Genomic DNA, 16,053 nt, shown 5'->3' on the forward strand with positions numbered 1-16,053 from the left:
TGGGTCAAGCCCGGCCATGACGACGGAGGGTGTTGCAGATTTCAGGCTAGATATTCTAAAGCGCAAACAACCCCCGGTAACGCCATTCCGGTTGCCCGGAAGCACGTTCGCCGACGGTCGCTCGCTCGCTTGGACCGGCGCTGGTGCGCCGGGAAGCCTTAGCGCTTCAGGCGGGTGACGACGAAATAGGCCAGCGCGCCGGTGACCACCAGAATGCTGACCATGAAACCGAGAGCGATGATGGCGTCGGTGTCGAGGACCATGGATACTTCCCCCGCGTTAGGTCTTTATGGCGACCACCTTAGCAGCATCGTCCAGGCATGGCTTTGACATACATCAGTACGGGTGGGCATCAGTGCGGCGGGTGGGGATCGGGCGGCTCAACCGTCACCTGATTGCGCCCGCCTGCCTTTGCCCGATAGAGCGCCTTGTCGGCGCGTGCCAGCAGCCGGTCGAGGTCGGCATCGCCGTCCAGGACGGCGCAGCCGATGCTGACCGACAGCGGCCGTGCCTCGCCGTCGACAATGAAGGTCGCCGCCGCCACGGCGGCGCGCAGCCGTTCTGCGGTCTCGCTGGTGCCGGCCAGCCCGGTCTCGGGCAGCAGCACCCCGAATTCCTCGCCGCCCAGGCGGCCGAGCAGATCGGACTCGCGCAGGCAGTCCACCGACACCCGGGTGATGATCTTCAGCGCCTCGTCGCCGGCGGCATGGCCGAAGCGGTCGTTGACGGATTTGAACAGGTCGACGTCGAGCACCAACACCCCCAGGGGGCGGCCGTAGCGCTGCGCCCGCTCGAATTCGCGGTCCAGCGACTCGATGAAGAAGCGGCGGTTGGCGATGCCGGTCAGCGGGTCGGTGCTGGCCCAGTGGCGCAACTCGCTCTCCACCTTGGCGCGGGTGACCAGTTCCTGGCGACTGAACCGCAATTCGGCCTCCAGCCGGCCGGTCGCCTGGCGCTGCACCGCCAGCGCCAGCCACGAGAAGCCGATCAGCGCCATGCCGACCAGCACCCCGTTGCGCCCCCAGTCGTGCAGCCAGCCGGCGGTGATCTCGTCCTTGCGGATGCCCACCACCACCACCAGGGGCCACTCGTCCAGTGCGCGGTAGGCGAGCAGGCGGGCGGTGCCGTCCACCACGCTGCCCTTGGGCGGCGTGAACAGGTAGCCGCTGGGCGATTCGGGCAGCGCCTTGGCGAACAGGGTGGTGCCGGAAAGGTCCTGGCCCAGTTGCTCGGCCAGGACCGGCGCGCGGAACAGGTTGATGCCGTCGCGGCGGTGGATGGCGATGGCGCTGTCCCTGGGCAGGTTGGGCAGGCTGGCGAACAGGTCGAAGGCGCTGGGAGCGACGGTGATCACCGCGGTGCCGAGGACGCGGCCGCCGCGGCCCCGGATCGCCCGCGCCAGGCCCACCACCAGCTCGCCGTGGATCCGGCTCTTGAACGGCGGGATGATCACCACGCCCTGGCCGGGATCGGCCAGCAGCCGGCGTTGGTACTCGCGGTCGGCGACGCTGATGCCGGGATAGCCGCCCTCCTTCTCGCTGCTCTGGACGATGCGTCCCAGGGCGTCGCTCAGTCCCATGGAGCGCACGTGCGGCGTGCTGCGCACGATGTGGGCCATGCGCTCCCAGGTTTCGTGGCGGCCGAGGGATTCGGCGCCGCTTTCGCCCAGCGCCTGGGCCAGGGCGTCAAGCTCGCGATCGATGTGGTGGAAGCGCTCGGCGACGTTGCGGCCGATGAACCAGGTGGTGTCCAGCCCCTGGCGGGCGGCGGCATAGCGGTTCTCGATGTCGCGCCACGCCAGCAGGGCGAAGGTGGCGAGGATGGCGGCGGTCAGCACCACCATGGTCAGCCAGCCCTGGAAACGTACCTGCGGAGAAATGTCGCAAACGTCATGCTGCATTGCGTCAGGGTGGCACGGCCGGCGCCGATCCACCACCCCTTCGGAGAGGTAAATGCCTCCGTATTAACGCTTGCCGAATGTCATACAAAGGGTGGGGGCTTACCCCTCGGCCGCCGGCGCCTCGGCTCCCGGCTTGGCCCGGCGCGGCACCGTCTTGGGGTCGCAGGTGATGGGGCGGTAGATCTCGACCCGTGCCCCGTCTTCCAGCGGTGCCGTCAGCTCGCAGACCTTGCCGAAGATGCCGACCTTCTGGGTCTCCAGGTCGATCTCGGGGAACTGGCGCAGGATGCCCGACTTCTCGATGGCGTCCCGGACGGTGGCGCCCTCGGGGATTTCCACATTCAGCCAGGCCTGGCGGCCCGGCTTGGCATAGACCACTCCGACCTTCATGGCGTCAGCCCTCCACGGTGCAATGGGCGGTGCCGGCCTGGATGCCGCGGTTCATGCGGGCATCGATCAGGCGCTTGCCGACCAGCAGGATGCCGGTGCCGATGAACGCGCCCGGCGGCAGGATCATCAGCAGCACGCCCGCCTCGGCGGGGAACAGGCGCATCTCGATCGCCTTGAAGGCCGGCCCCAGCAGCAGCGAGGCGTCGGCGAACAGGGTGCCCGAGCCCAGCACCTCGCGGAAGGCGCCCAGCACGGTGAGCGCCAGGGTGAAGCCCAGTCCCATGAACAGGCCATCGGCGGCGGCCGGCAGGATCGGCGACTTGGACGCGAACGCCTCGATGCGGGCGAAGGGGACGCAATTGGCGACGATCAGCGGAATGAACAGGCCCAGCACGTTGTAGAGCGCCGGCATGTAGGCCTTCATGGCCAGGTCCACCGAGGTCACCGTGGCGGCGACGATGGTGATGTAGGCGGGCACCCGCACCTCGTGGCTGACCACATGGCGCAGCGCCGAGACCAGGGCGTTGGCACCGGTCATCACCAGCGCCGTCGCCAGCCCCATGCCGAAGCCGTTGGTGGCGCTGTTGCTCATGGCCATGGCCGGGCACAGGCCCAGCATCATGACGAACACGCCGTTGTTGTCCCAGATGCCGTCGCGGGCGATGCGCCTGTAATTGTAGATCATGTCAGCGCGCCTCCAGCAGCTTGGACTTGTTGTCGGCGAAGAATTCCAGGCCGCCGCGAATGGCGCCCACCACCGCGCGCGGGGTGATGGTGGCCCCCGAGAACTGGTCGAACTGGCCGCCGTCCTTCTTCACCTTCCACTTCTCGACCGGCGGCTCGCCCAGCGACAGGCCGGCGAAGCGGGTGATCCAGGGGTTCTTCTTGGCCTCGATCTTGTCGCCCAGGCCCGGCGTTTCCTTGTGCGACAGGGTGCTGACGCCGAGCAGCCGGCCCTCGGCATCCACCCCCATCATCAGCCTGATCTCGCCGGCATAGCCGCTGCCCGAGACCTCGTAGGCCAGCCCGGTGACGCTGCCGGCCTTGGTGGCGCGGTAGACGGTGACGGCCTTGCCGTCGGCGCGGGCCAGGGTGAGGTGGTCGGTCGACGGATCGTTGTCGTGCAGGGCGGCCGGAATCACCTGGGCCAGCGACGCCTGCTTGGCCTCGATGGCGCGCAGCGCGATGGGCTCGGCGGTGACCATGTGGACGCCGGTCATCAGCGCCCCGAAGGCGAGGCAGACGCCGCCCAGGATGACGCCGTGGATGGCGATGTGGCGGCTCATGGCTCCCTCTTCAGCGGCAGGGGATCGCCCTTGCGGGTGCGACCGAAGGTGCGCGGGCGGAAATGGCTGTCGATGATCGGGGTCATGGCGTTCAGCAGCAGGACGGCGAAGGCCATGCCCTCGGGATAGCCGGCGAAAGTGCGGATGACCCAGGTCATCAGGCCGATGCCGAAGCCGTAGACCAACTGGCCCTGCCGCGACACCGGCGAGGTGACGTAGTCGGTGGCGATGAAGAAGGCGCCCAGCATGGTGGCGCCCGACAGCAGGTGGAAGCTGCCGGGGGCGAAGCGGCCGGGATCGACCAGGTTGAACACCGTGCCCAGGGCGAAGATGGTGCCCAGCACGGTCACCGGGATGTGCCACGAGATGACGCCGCGGGCGAGCAGGAACAGACCGCCCGCCAGCACCAGCACGGCCGAGGTCTCGCCCATGCTGCCGACCCGGATGCCCAGCACGGTATCCATCAGGCCGGGCATGTGCTGCAGCGTCTCGTTGACCGGAATGCCGCGCGACAGCTCGGTCTTGAGGTGGCCCAGGGCCGAGGCGGCGCTCATGGTGTCCAGCGCGCCGCTGCCGAAGGTGATGCCGAGCGCATCGACGAACCCGGGGGCGCCGGCGCTGAACAGCGGCTGCGGCGCCACGAACAGCGTCATCTGCACCGGGAACGACACCAGCAGCGCCACGCGGCCGACCATGGCCGGGTTGAACACGTTCTGGCCCAGTCCGCCGAAGGCGTGCTTGGCCAGGGGGATGGCGAACAGCGCGCCCAGCACGCCGATCCACCACGGCGCCCAGGGCGGCAGGGTCATGGCCAGCAGCCAGCCGGTCAGCACCGCCGAGCCGTCGGTCAGGGCCGGGCGCAGCGTGCGGCCGCCCAGCGCCAGGCTGGCGGCCTCGAACGCCACGCAGGCGGCGATGGTGACCAGGAACAGGAACAGCGCCGGCCAGCCGAACAGCCACAGGTCGAAGGCGGTGGCCGGGACCAGCGCCGCCAGCACGGTGACCATGGTCCGGGACACCGAGGTGGGCGCATGGGTGAACGGGGCGCTCTTGTCGATCAGGATGCTGCTCATGGCGCGGTCTCCGCTGCCGCCGCCTCGGCCGCGGCCTTCTCGGCCGCCGCCTTTTCCGCCGCCTTGCGGGCGGCCGCCTCGCGCTTGGCCTGGGCGGCCCGCTCCAGGCGCATCGCCTTGGCCTCGGCCAGGGTCTTCACCGAGGCGAGCTTGCGCATCTCGCGCTCCTTGGCGGCGACGCTGCCCTTGGCGTAGTTGAAGTAGTGGACCAGCGGAATGTAGGACGGGCAGACATACGAGCAGCTGCCGCACGAGACGCAGTCCATCAGGCCCGCCTGCACCGCGTCGTCGAGGCGGTCGTTGCGGATGTAGGCCGACATCTCCACCGGCACCAGGCCGCACGGGCAGACGGTGACGCAACTGCCGCAGCGGATGCACGGCTGCGCCGGCCGCTCGTTGGTCTCGTCGGCGGTCAGCGCCAGGATGCCGCAGGTGCCCTTGATCACCGGCACGTCCAGGCTGGGCAGCGGCAGGCCCATCATCGGGCCGCCATTGACGATACGCCGGGGCGGCACGGTCAGGCCGCCGCAGAAGGCGATCAGCTCGGACACCAGGGTGCCCAGCGGCACCAGGATGTTCTTGGCGTCGGCGACGGCGCCGCCGCTCACCGTCACCACCCGGTCGGTCAGCGGCCGGCCGAAGCGGACGGCATGGTGCACGGCCCGCGCGGTGCCGACGTTGTGGACCACCACGCCCAATTCGGCGGTGAGGCGGCGGGCGGGGGTCTCGAGCCCGGTGATGGCCTGGGTCAGATGGCGCTCGGACCCCATCGGGTACTGCACCGGCACCGCCGCCACGTCGACGTTGGGGAAGGCGGCGCAGGCGTCGCGCATGGACGCCAGCGCCTGCGGCTTGTTCTTCTCGATGCCGACCACGATGCGGTCGGCGCCCAGGGCATAGGCCATGATGCGGGCGCCGTCGATGACCTCGTCGGCGTGCTCGCGCATCACCCGGTCGTCGCAGGTGAGGTAGGGCTCGCACTCGGCGCCGTTGATCAGCAGGGTGTGGATGCGCGACTGGGTGCCCAGGTTGAGCTTGATCGCCGAGGGGAAGGCGGCGCCGCCCAGGCCGACGATGCCGGCGGCGGCGACCCGGTCGCGGATCACCTCGGGATCGACGGCGAAGGGATCGCGGACCGGTGCCGGCAGGGTGTCGGCCCATGCGTCCTTGCCGTCCGGCTCCAGCACGATGGTCCGCTGCGGCAGGCCCGAGGGGTGCGGGGCCGGCGCTTCGGCGATGGCCTTGATGCGGCCCGAGGTGGGGGCATGCAGGTGCGCCGAGACCGTCCCGGCGCTGCGCGCGATCAGCTGACCCTTGCCCACCAGGTCGCCCTCCTGCACCAGCGGCTCGGCGGGGGCGCCGATGTGCTGCTGCAGCGGGATGTAGAGGCTGGCCGGCAGCGGCAGCGCCACGATGGCCGCCTCGGCCGTGCGCTCCTTGCGGTAGCTGGGGTGGATGCCGCCCCGGACGGGAAACAGCTTCATCGCCGCGGGCTCCTCAATGCACGCCAGTGGCGTTGGCGTTGGCGTTGGCGTTGGCGGAGGCGGTGGCGCCGGTGTTGGGCTTGTCCCAATGCCAGGTGCCCAGGGTCACCGGCACCGTGCACATCTTGATGGCCTCGGTCGGGCAGATGGCGAAGCACTTGCCGCAGCCGTGGCAGGCGTCCAGCACCACGGTGTGCATGTGCTTGGGGGCGCCGACGATGGCGTCGGTGGAGCATTCGGCGATGCAGCGCAGGCAGCCGATGCACAGATCCTCGCGGATCTCGGCGTATTGCGGCACCGGGTCCTCGTGCCCGGTCAGGTCGGCATCGATGCCGAGCTTGCCGGCCAGCGATTCGGCCAGCGCCTTGCCGCCGGGAACGCAGCCGGTCACCGGCGCCTCGCCCTTGGCCAGGGCGGCGGCGAACTGGGAACAGCCGACGAAGCCGCACTGGCCGCATTGCGAGCCGGGCAGCATGGCCTGGAGCTCCTGCTCGAGCGGGTCTTCCTCGACCGCGAGCTTCTTGGCGGCATAGCCGAGCAGGCCACCCAGGGCCACACCCATCACCGCGAGACTGCCGACGTCGATCAACATGCCGCAACCCCTCCTAATTGGCACCCATGCCGGAGAAACCCATGAACGCCAGCGCCAGCAGGCCGGCGGTGATCAGGCCGATGGGCATGCCGGCGAACACCGCCGGCACCTCGGCCAGGGCCAGCCGCTCGCGCAGGCCGGCGAACATCACCATCACCAGGCTGAAGCCCACCGCCGAGGCGAAGGCGAAGATGACGCTGTCGATGAAGCCGTAATTGGCGTCGACCAGCAGCAGGCAGACACCGAGCACGGCGCAGTTGGTGGTGATCAGGGGCAGGTAGATGCCCAGCATCTGGAACAGCACCGGCGACACCTTGCGGATCACCGCCTCGGTGAACTGCACCGCCGAGGCCACCACCAGGATGAAGGTCACCGTGCGCAGATAGCCGAGGTCGAAGGGCTTGAGCAGGAAATGCTCGATCGCCCAGTCGCCCATGGCCGAGACGGTGATGACGAAGCTGGCGGCGGCGCCCATGCCGACCGCCGTGCTGAGCTTGGTAGTGACACCCATGAACGAGCACAGGCCGAGGAAACGGGCCAGCAGCACGTTGTTGACCAGGGCGGCGCTGACGAACAGCAGGAGGGCGTCGCGCATGTCAGGCTCCCTGCCCGGTTTGGCATTCGGTCCCTGGCGCCATGCCGGGGACGCGGCGGAGGAAACGCGGCGCCAGGTCGCCGCTCACCGACAGCCGGCCGGCCAGGCGGCCGGCCAGCAGCAGGCCGCCGGCCAGCCCGAGCAGGGCGCCCATGGCGGCCGACAGATCGTCGCCGTAATGGCGGTCGGCGGCCACCCCGGCCGCCAGCATGGTGATCAGCGGCAGCAGATAGGCGGTGAGCGAGCCCTTCAGCAGCGAGGCCGCCGAAATGCCGACCACCACCCGCTCGCCCACCGCCAGATCGGCATCGTTGGCGATGCGGAAGCGCCGCGCCTTCAGCCAGCCCGGGCTGGCGGCGGTGGTGCCGCAGGCGGCCGAGGCATGGCAATTGCCGCAGCTGGTCTTCTGCTCGGGCTCCAGCCAGGCATTGGCGCCGTCCAGCGCGACGACGCGGGCGAAGCCCTCGATCAGGTCGCCGCCCTCATAGGCGGGAAAGGAGGATGAAGCCTGCATGGGCGTCAGGCGTCCACCGTCGCCGTCACCCCGGCCGGGGTGACGTAGATGGCGCGCTGCCCGCCGCCGGCCTGCAGCAGGCGGCGGCGGCTCTCGGGCGGGGCCAGCAGCAGGGCGGTGGACAGGCCGTCGGCGGCGGTGGCGGTGGCGGCGATCACCGACACTCCCTCCAGCGCCGGGGCGGTGCGGCCGCTACGCGGGTCGATCAGGTGGGTGAAGCGGCCGGCGGCGTCGAACATGGTGCCGTAGCCGCCCGAGGTGGCGACGCAGGCATCGACCACCGACACCTCGGTGAGGGCACGGGTGGGATCGGAGGGATCGGCGATGCCGATGCGCCAGGCCGAGCCGTCGGGCTTGGCCGCCAGGGCGCGGGGCTCGCCCATGTCGACCAGCACGCGGTCGAAGCCGTGGCCGCGCAGCACCTCGGCGACGCGGTCGGTGATGTAGCCCTGGGCGCTGCCGTTGAGGGTCAGGCCCATGCCGGGATGGGCGAAGGACACCCGGTCGCCGTCGATGTGCACGCCGCGCCAGTCCACCAGCGCGACCGCGCGGGCCAGGTCGGCGGCGGCGGGGCCGGCGGGATTGGGGCTGCGCTGGGTGAAGTGTCGGAAATACAACATCCACACCGGCTGGATTGTCGGGTCGTAGACACCCTCGCTGGCGGCGGCGAGCGACAGGCTGCGCTGCAGCAGTTCGACGAACTCGGCCGGGGCGGCATCGAGGCGGCCGTCGCGGTTCAGGGCGGAAATGGCGGAATCGGCGCGGTGGACGCTGAAGATGGCCTCCAGCCGGGCCAGTTCGGATAGGGCGGCGTCAACGGCGGCGCGGGCCCTGGCCTCGTCCTGGTGGTGCAGCTGGATGCTGGCGACGGCGCCCAGGGCGGTGCCGTCCCAGCGCACCATTCCGGCGCGGGCGCCGCCCGCATTCAGCGCCAGCGGCAGCCCGGCGGCGGCGGCAAGGACCGCGATGGTGCGGCGGCGGGTCATACGGACGGTCATCATTCAGCCCCTCCAGGCTCTTGAAGACATCGCGACACGAAACGTTGGTTCCGACATCCCGAAACGAGGGGAAAGCAACGCCTGTGCCAGAATACCCATAATTTTTTTGTGTTTATATTATCGTTCTCTAATATTGATATCGCACATCCCCGCCGCCTCGCATAGGGGTCTTACGACGAGACGTTCCGCCGACATGTCGGCGCCGCCGAATGGGCGGACTGGACTAAGGTTTGCCCTGAGCATATCCCAATTGGTGCGCCGCACAATACGAAAATATTTCAGCAATGCGGCGGCCTCGGGGCTGGGGGCGGGGAAACGCCGTGGTATGCACAGGCCCCGGGGTATAGTGTTTCCTTTCGTAATACGAAAGCGGAGCGCCGGGTGACGGATCAGGCAGGGGTTGGTGTCGTGCGGCCGATCGGGGACGCGGCGGTGGGCTGGGGCCGATTCTTGCCCGCGCTGGCGGTCTTCGCATTGTTCTTCGCGCTGCTGTCGGTCGGGCTGAGCCTGGAACGGCAGCGTCAGGTCGAGGAACTGCGCGGCAACGTCACCCGCGAAGCGGCCCTGATGTTCTCGCGCCTCGAAGGCGAGCTGAAATCCAACCTGTACCTGGCCAACGGACTGATCGCCTATGTCAGCGCCAATCCCGAGGGCACCGCCGGGGTCGAGGTGGCGCTGGCTTCGGTGTTCTCCCACGGGCGGCACCTGCGCAATGTCGGCCTGGCGCCCGGCAACCGTCTGACCTGGATTCATCCTCGCACCGGCAACGAGAGCGCCATCGGGCTTTACTATCCCGATCTGCCCAGGCAGTGGCCGGCGGTCAAGCGTGCCATGGACGAGCGCGCCACCGTGCTGGCCGGGCCGGTGGACCTGGTCCAGGGCGGCCGCGGGCTGATCAGCCGCACCCCGGTCTATCTCGGCGATACCTATTGGGGCATGCTCAGCCTGGTCCTCGATCCCGACCGCCTGTTCGCCGAGATCGGCATGGCCCCGACGGTCGGCGGCATCCGCTTCGCATTGCGTGGGCGGGACGGCCTGGGCGAGAGGGGGGCGGTCTTCTTCGGCTCGCCCGAGCTGTTCGAGGCCAAGGCGGTGCTCCTGACCCTCAGCGTTCCCGGCGGCACCTGGCAGATGGCGGCGTTGCCCGAGGCCGGCTGGCAGGGCGATCCCGTCCGGCTGGCCTGGCTGCAGGCGGTGGCGTTATTCGCCGCGCTGCTGATGGCGGCGCTGACCCATGCGCTGGTGATCGCCCGCCTGCGCGCCGAGGCCGGGCGGCGGCGGCTGCAGGCGGTGGTGCGCGAGCTGTCGGACCGCGAGGCGAGCTTGCGCGAATTCTCCGAAGCCGCCACCGACTGGTATTGGGAGACCGATCCCGATCACCGCTTCGTCTGGTTCTCGCCGTCGTTCGAGCATGTCGTCGGCATCCCCTCGGCCCCCCTGCTGGGCCGCCGCCGCTGGGACGTGGCCTCCGATCAGAACGAGATCGATGCCGCCCAGTGGAGGGCGCACATCGACGATCTCGGGGCGCACCGCCGCTTCCGCGATTTCCGCTACTGGATCAGGGCGGGAGCCGACCGCAACCGCTGGATCAGTGTCAGCGGCATGCCCCGCTTCGGCGAGGACGGAATCTTCCTGGGCTATCGCGGCAGCGGCACCGACATCACCGACCAGGCGGAAATGAACGTGCGGCTGCGGCTGCTGTCCCAGGTGGTGGAGCAAAGCCCGGTCTCGGTGGTGGTGACCACGCCGGACGGAACCATCGAATACGTCAACCAGCGCTTCACCGAGGTGACCGGATTCGCCAAGGACGAGGTGATCGGGCAGAACCCGCGCATCATCGCCTCGGGCGAAACGCCGGTCGAGGTCTACCAGGATCTGTGGGACACGGTGAATACCGGCAGGCCCTGGCGGGGGGAACTGAAGAACCGCAAGCGCGACGGCGAGTTCTATTGGGAAACCGCCTATATCGCCCCCATCGTCGACGAGTTCGGCCACGTGGTCCATCTGGTCGGCATCAAGGAGGACATCACCTTCCGCAAGAAGGCCGCCGACGAGCTGGTGGAGGCCAACAGCCGGCTTGCCCGCCAGGCCGAGGAACTGGCCCGCTCCAACGCCGAGCTCGAGCAGTTCTCCTATGTGGCGTCGCACGATCTGCGCCAGCCGCTGCGCATGGTCAGCAGCTACGTCTCGCTGCTGGAACGCCGCATCGAAGCCTTGCTGGACGAAGAAGGGCGCCAGTTCATCCATTTCGCCCGCGACGGCGCCCAGCGCATGGACAGACTCATCACCGACCTGCTGGCCTATTCCCGCATCGGACGCTCCGATGCCGCCCCCGAGCCGGTGCCCCTGGGCGAAGTGGCCGAGGAAGCCCTGCACGATCTCCAGGCGGCGGTGGCGGACTCCCAGGGCGAAGTAACCGTGCCCGAGGGCCTGCCGGTGGTATCCGGGGTGCGCAGCGAGCTGGCGCGGCTGTTCCTCAACCTGATCGGCAACGCGCTGAAGTACCGCGCCCCCGGCACCAGCCCGGTGGTGGCCGTGAGTTGGCGCGATGCCGGCCCGGCGTGGGAAATCGCGATCCGCGACAACGGCATCGGCATCGCCCCCGACCAGCGCGAGCGCGCCTTCGGCATCTTCCAGCGGCTGCACGGCCACGAGCGGTACGAAGGCACCGGCATCGGCCTCGCGGTCTGCCGCAAGATCGTCGAGAACCATGGCGGCCGTATCTGGCTCGAGGGCAACGACGGTCCCGGCTGCACCGTCCGCTTCTGCCTGCCGAAACGGAGATGACGCTTTCGGCGGCAGGACCCTATGGGCAAGCGCCCGGGTTCGAATTATATTAGCTCCACACAATGTTCAACCGACGCCAGGGAGGGCGCCAATGGGCTACGCGGACCTTGAGAAGGACGACAAGGGCTACCTGCTGAACACCGAGGACTGGAACGAGGACATCGCCAGGGAGATCGCCAAGGCCGAGAGCCTGGAGCTGACCCAGCGCCACTGGGACATCATCGCCTTCCTGCGCGACGAATTCTTCGACAACAACGGCCACCAGCCCAACGAGCGCGCCATGGTCAAGGCCATGTCCGAGAAGTGGGGCGAATCGGTCGCCACCAAGGACCTCTACGACCTGTTCCCCATGCAGCCGTCCAAGCAGGCCGGCAAGGTCGCGGGCCTGCCCGAGACCAAGCGCAAGGGCGGGTACTGAGCCCGGTTCACCCCGGCCGGCAGGTCTGCTCGGCCATGGGAAACGTCGTCCCCGCGCAGGCGGGGACCCAGGGGTGCTGCGACAGCGTGTCCGCGACTCCTGGGTTCCCGCCTTCGCGGGAACGACGGAAGGGGGGCACCGACAGCGTGTCAATCCGTCACGCGAAGACCCGGTCGGCGGCCAGCGGGCGCGGCCGGGTCGGCAGCGGCGCGGTGGGGCCGATCGGCGCCCCCGAAAAGCGGCCGTAGCCCAGCGCCGCGCCACGCTTGACGTCCTGCGGCGTGGCGGTGTTCCAGATGCACAGTTCGAAGCCCAGATCCTCGATCTCGCGGGCGACCACGGTGAACAGCGCGTAGACCGCCGAATCGGTGAAGCCGGCCAGCTTGGCCTTGGCGTGGTTCAGGCACAGATAGCGCACGCCGCAGTCGCGCAGGAAGGCGGCGGTGGCCCGCTCGGGCACCACCCGCACCGCGATCTCGGCGCCGATGGCGTGGATCGCGTCGGTGACGGCGCGCAGCTGCGGCCGGCCGATGTCGGCCACCGTCCCCGACAGCTCGACCACGACGCGGCCGCGAATTCCGCGGCTGCCCGCCAGGCGCCGCGCCAGCGCGTCCAGCCCGCCCGGCAGGGCAAGGCTGTGGACGTTGATCTGCAGCGGCAGGAACAGCGGGCCGAAGCCGTCGGGCCAGGCGGCGGCGGCGGCGGCCATGGCATCGTTCACCGCCACCGCCAGCGGATCGTTCTCGCCACCCAGCATCACCGCCGCCTCGTACATGGTCTGGCCGGCGAAGTCGCGGCGGATGCGGGCGCGGTTGGCGACCACGCCGCCGGCATGGGCTTCCCACACCGGCTGGTATTCCACCGACAGCGCGATGGCACCGGCCGGCGGCGGTGCCGAGGCCAGCGCCTTCTGCATGCCCTCGATGGGGTCCTCGCCGGGCGCGGCGGTGTCCAGCGAGGACAGCGGCAGGATCGAGGTCTGGATGTCCACCGCCTGGTGGGCGTCGCCGACCAGCCGGTTGCGGATCTCCTGGGCGACGGCGGCGGCCTTGACCGCGCCCTCGGCCTCGTCCAGGCCGGGGAACAGCAGCAGGTAGCGGCCCGGCCCCAGGGTCAGGCAGGAATCGTCCGAGGCCAGGCGGTGGCGCAGGATGTTCTCGGCGATGGCGGCGGCCTTGGGCAGCAGGCGCTCCCAGTTCTCGCCGGCATCGGCCGGGCGGATGGACACCAGGTGCATGCGGCCGAAGCTGGCCGCCACTCCGGAGGACACGGTGCTAGCGACGACCCGGCGAAAGCCGGCGGCGTCGGTGAAGCCGGCTTCATGCTTCATGGCAACCTCCCCATTACAGGCGGCCGCCCCGGCGGGGCGGCTGAGCCTGTATGGTGTCGATCATATGCCCATCGTGTTACGGAAGTTGTGCCTGTGCGTAAAGTGCCCGCCAACCGATTGTGAACGGCTGATAACCGAAGCGGCGCTCAGCCGGTCATCCCGGGCAGGGTCAGCAATCCGGCGCCGCCCAGCCAGATCAGCATGGAGGTGGCGTCACTCTCGGTGCGGCCGGTGACGCGCTCGAACACCGCCACCGGCAGGCCCGAGATCAGCAGCACCGACACCGACACGATCAGCGAGGTGCCGTACAGGGCGAAGGCCGGGGTGGCCATGAAGTCGGGCAGCCAGAAGCCGGCCAGCTGGAACACCCACAGCAGGGCCGGCGAGGTGAAGCCGGCCAGGGCGGTCATGGCCAGCACCGCCACGAACAGGGTCTTGGGGTTCATGGCGCGGCTCCCTTCGAGACCAGGGGCACCAGGCCGTAATTGAGCAGGATGGTGGTCAGCACGAAGCGCACCACGAACGCCCAATAGGCGGTGATCAGCAGCAGGTAACGGGTGTGGAACAGCGCCGGGGTGAAGACCCGCACCCCCACCACCGCCCACTGGGTCAGCAGATGGAACCAGCGCAGGATGTAGTTGGACGAATTGGGCGGCAGGAACAGTTCCAGCATGAAACGGCCGACGCAGCTCCAGGCGACGACGGCGGTGCCGTAGGCGACGATCCAGAACGGGATGTAGCCGAAGACGAAATCGGGCGAGGCGGTCATGGGGGGTCCCGGAAAAGATTGGGGCGGGGTCCCTGCGGACCCCGCCCCGGAAGGTTACCCGTGGAGGGTATTACTTGTCGATGCCCTGCGACGCATCGGCCAGGACCACGTCGCCCTTCGGCACGCGGATCGAGTCGATGAAGTCCTGCATCTCCTGCGACGGCGCCGGGGTCATCAGGCTGACCACGTAGGTCACCAGGAAGGCCGCCGGGATGCCGAAGGCACCGCACGAGATGTTCTTGATCCCGAACCAGAGCGGCGCGCCGTAGAACTGGGTCGTGATCAGGTAGTACAGGCACACGCCGAAGCCCACGATCATGCCGGCGACGGCGCCGACATTGGTGGTGCGCTTCCACCACACGCCCATCACCAGGGCCGGGAACAGGCCCGACGCGGCGATGGAGAAGGCCCAGGCCACCATCGACAGGATGGTCGACGGCTTCAGCGACGCCACGTAGGCGGCGACGATGGCCACGCAGATCAGCAGCACGCGGCTGGCGATCAGGCGCTTCTTGGTGTCGGCCTTGGGGTCGATCATGCGGTAGTAGACGTCGTGCGACAGGGCGTTGGCGATGGCCAGCAGCAGGCCGTCGGCGGTGGACAGCGCGGCGGCGAGACCGCCCGCCGCCACCAGGCCGGCGACCACATAGGGCAGACCGGCGATTTCCGGGGTCGCCAGCACGATGGCGTCCGGATGGATCTTGAACTCGGCCAGCTGCAGCACGCCGTCGGCATTGCCGACGACACCCTTGCACATGGCGAAGCTCTCGGCGGCGTTGGCGGCGTCGCAGGCGCCGACCAGACCGACCTGGCCCCAGGCCTTGACCCATTGCGGCAGCTGGTCGATGCCCAGGCCGACCACGTTCTGGTAGACCTCCAGCTTGGCGAAGGCCGCGTAGGAGGGGGCGGTGAAGTACAGCAGGAAGATGAAGAACAGCGACCAGCCCACCGACTGACGGGCCTGCTTCACCGAGGGAGTGGTGAAGTAGCGCATCAGGATGTGGGGCAGCGACGCGGTGCCGATCATCAGGCAGCCGATCAGCAGGAAGAAGTTGACCGCCGCCAGCATGTCGAACTGGCCCTTGGCGTTGGAGAAGGCCGCGACGTGGCCCTTGGCGATGCCCAGGGCCGGCTCCAGCGCGGTGATCTTGGCCAGGGCCTGGCCGTACATCAGCTGCGGGATCGGAATGCCGGTCAGCTTGACCGACATCCACACCACCGGGATCAGGTAGGCGGTGATCAGGATGATGTACTGCGCCACCTGGGTCCAGGTGACGGCGCGCATGCCGCCCAGCATCGAGCACACCAGGATGCCGGCGAGGCCGACGAACACCGCCAGCTCGAACGAGATGCCGAGGAAGCGCGAGGCGATGATGCCGACGCCGAAGATCTGCGCCACCACATAGGCGAAGGAGGCGGTGATCAGGACGATGACGCCCATGGTGCGGGCGACGTTGCCGCCGTAGCGGGCACCCAGGAAGTCGGGCACGGTGAACTGGCCGAACTTGCGCAGGTACGGGGCCAGCAGGATGGCCACCAGGACGTAGCCGCCGGTCCAGCCGAGCACGAAGGCGAGGCCGTCATAGCCCAGCATGTAGAGGGTGCCGGCCATGCCGATGAACGACGCCGCGCTCATCCAGTCGGCGCCCGTGGCCATGCCGTTGTAGAAGGCCGGCACCACGCGTCCGGCGACATAGTATTCCGACACCTCGGCGGTGCGCGACAGCACCCCGATCAGCGCGTACACGCCGATGGTCAGGAAGATGAAGGCGTAGCCGATGATCTTGTTGGGTACGCCCATCTGCTCGAGGATGGCGAGGACGATGGTGAAGGTGACGAAGCCACCCGTGTAATAGGCGTAGACCTTGCCCAGATTGTCGATGAAGCTCGTGCTTTTGCCGCTCATTTCGGTCACTC

The 16,053-nt window shown here is 69.1% G+C and carries 16 protein-coding genes; 2 read left to right on the forward strand and 14 right to left on the reverse strand.

What is annotated here, in order from left to right; all coding sequences use genetic code 11:
• Positions 1-352 precede the first annotated feature (352 nt).
• From MTBUT4_RS13645 to MTBUT4_RS13690, 10 genes are all read right to left on the reverse strand, one after another.
• On the reverse strand, positions 353-1,900 hold the full coding sequence (locus MTBUT4_RS13645; protein ID WP_173980241.1) for a sensor domain-containing diguanylate cyclase: 1,548 nt from the start codon (positions 1,898-1,900) through the stop codon (positions 353-355).
• Between the two features lie 99 nt (positions 1,901-1,999).
• Positions 2,000-2,290 carry an RnfH family protein gene (locus MTBUT4_RS13650; RefSeq protein ID WP_173980242.1) on the reverse strand — a complete coding sequence of 97 codons (291 nt, stop codon included), beginning with the start codon at positions 2,288-2,290 and terminating at the stop codon, positions 2,000-2,002.
• Between the two features lie 4 nt (positions 2,291-2,294).
• Positions 2,295-2,975, reverse strand: a complete 681-nt coding sequence (locus MTBUT4_RS13655; protein ID WP_173980243.1) for an electron transport complex subunit E — start codon at positions 2,973-2,975, stop codon at positions 2,295-2,297.
• Position 2,976: 1 nt separating this feature from the next.
• Entirely contained in the window at positions 2,977-3,576 is a 600-nt protein-coding gene (rsxG, locus tag MTBUT4_RS13660) for an electron transport complex subunit RsxG (protein WP_173980244.1), read from the reverse strand.
• Entirely contained in the window at positions 3,573-4,649 is a 1,077-nt protein-coding gene (locus MTBUT4_RS13665) for an RnfABCDGE type electron transport complex subunit D (RefSeq protein WP_173980245.1), read from the reverse strand. Before MTBUT4_RS13665 ends, rsxG begins: the two co-directional genes overlap by 4 nt.
• Positions 4,646-6,133, reverse strand: coding sequence for an electron transport complex subunit RsxC (gene rsxC / locus MTBUT4_RS13670; protein WP_173980246.1), 1,488 nt, complete (start codon positions 6,131-6,133; stop codon positions 4,646-4,648). Before rsxC ends, MTBUT4_RS13665 begins: the two co-directional genes overlap by 4 nt.
• A gap of 13 nt (positions 6,134-6,146) precedes the next feature.
• Complete coding sequence (locus MTBUT4_RS13675) at positions 6,147-6,725, reverse strand: RnfABCDGE type electron transport complex subunit B (RefSeq protein WP_173980247.1); 579 nt, start codon at positions 6,723-6,725, stop codon at positions 6,147-6,149.
• Between the two features lie 13 nt (positions 6,726-6,738).
• A complete protein-coding gene (gene rsxA / locus MTBUT4_RS13680) occupies positions 6,739-7,320 on the reverse strand; it encodes an electron transport complex subunit RsxA (RefSeq protein ID WP_173980248.1) in 582 nt (193 codons plus the stop codon).
• 1 nt (position 7,321) lies between these two features.
• Positions 7,322-7,834, reverse strand: a complete 513-nt coding sequence (locus MTBUT4_RS13685) for a SoxR reducing system RseC family protein (RefSeq protein ID WP_173980249.1) — start codon at positions 7,832-7,834, stop codon at positions 7,322-7,324.
• Between the two features lie 5 nt (positions 7,835-7,839).
• Positions 7,840-8,835 (reverse strand): FAD:protein FMN transferase, encoded by a 996-nt coding sequence (locus MTBUT4_RS13690; RefSeq protein ID WP_254434863.1) that lies wholly within the window; start codon positions 8,833-8,835, stop codon positions 7,840-7,842.
• Between the two features lie 405 nt (positions 8,836-9,240).
• Between MTBUT4_RS13690 and MTBUT4_RS19830 the strand changes: the two genes are divergently transcribed.
• Complete coding sequence (locus tag MTBUT4_RS19830; RefSeq protein ID WP_173980250.1) at positions 9,241-11,619, forward strand: PAS domain S-box protein; 2,379 nt, start codon at positions 9,241-9,243, stop codon at positions 11,617-11,619.
• 91 nt (positions 11,620-11,710) lie between these two features.
• Positions 11,711-12,037 carry a TusE/DsrC/DsvC family sulfur relay protein gene (locus MTBUT4_RS13700; RefSeq protein WP_173980251.1) on the forward strand — a complete coding sequence of 109 codons (327 nt, stop codon included), beginning with the start codon at positions 11,711-11,713 and terminating at the stop codon, positions 12,035-12,037.
• A 157-nt stretch (positions 12,038-12,194) separates the two neighbouring features.
• On the opposite strand, the gene MTBUT4_RS13705 is transcribed toward MTBUT4_RS13700, so the two are convergent.
• The 4 genes from MTBUT4_RS13705 to MTBUT4_RS13720 form a co-directional block, all read right to left on the reverse strand.
• Positions 12,195-13,367, reverse strand: coding sequence for a hypothetical protein (locus tag MTBUT4_RS13705; protein ID WP_173980252.1), 1,173 nt, complete (start codon positions 13,365-13,367; stop codon positions 12,195-12,197).
• Positions 13,368-13,513: 146 nt separating this feature from the next.
• The gene (locus MTBUT4_RS13710; RefSeq protein ID WP_173980253.1) at positions 13,514-13,813 is read right to left on the reverse strand and encodes a hypothetical protein; all 300 of its coding nucleotides are present in this window, start codon (positions 13,811-13,813) and stop codon (positions 13,514-13,516) included.
• Positions 13,810-14,136 (reverse strand): hypothetical protein, encoded by a 327-nt coding sequence (locus MTBUT4_RS13715; RefSeq protein WP_173980254.1) that lies wholly within the window; start codon positions 14,134-14,136, stop codon positions 13,810-13,812. The genes MTBUT4_RS13710 and MTBUT4_RS13715 overlap by 4 nt, the downstream gene beginning before the upstream one ends.
• 70 nt (positions 14,137-14,206) lie before the next feature.
• Complete coding sequence (locus tag MTBUT4_RS13720; RefSeq protein ID WP_173980255.1) at positions 14,207-16,042, reverse strand: sodium:solute symporter family protein; 1,836 nt, start codon at positions 16,040-16,042, stop codon at positions 14,207-14,209.
• Positions 16,043-16,053 lie beyond the last annotated feature (11 nt).

The organism is Magnetospirillum sp. UT-4 (genome assembly GCF_902729435.1).
Taxonomy (GTDB): Bacteria; Pseudomonadota; Alphaproteobacteria; order Rhodospirillales; family Magnetospirillaceae; genus Magnetospirillum.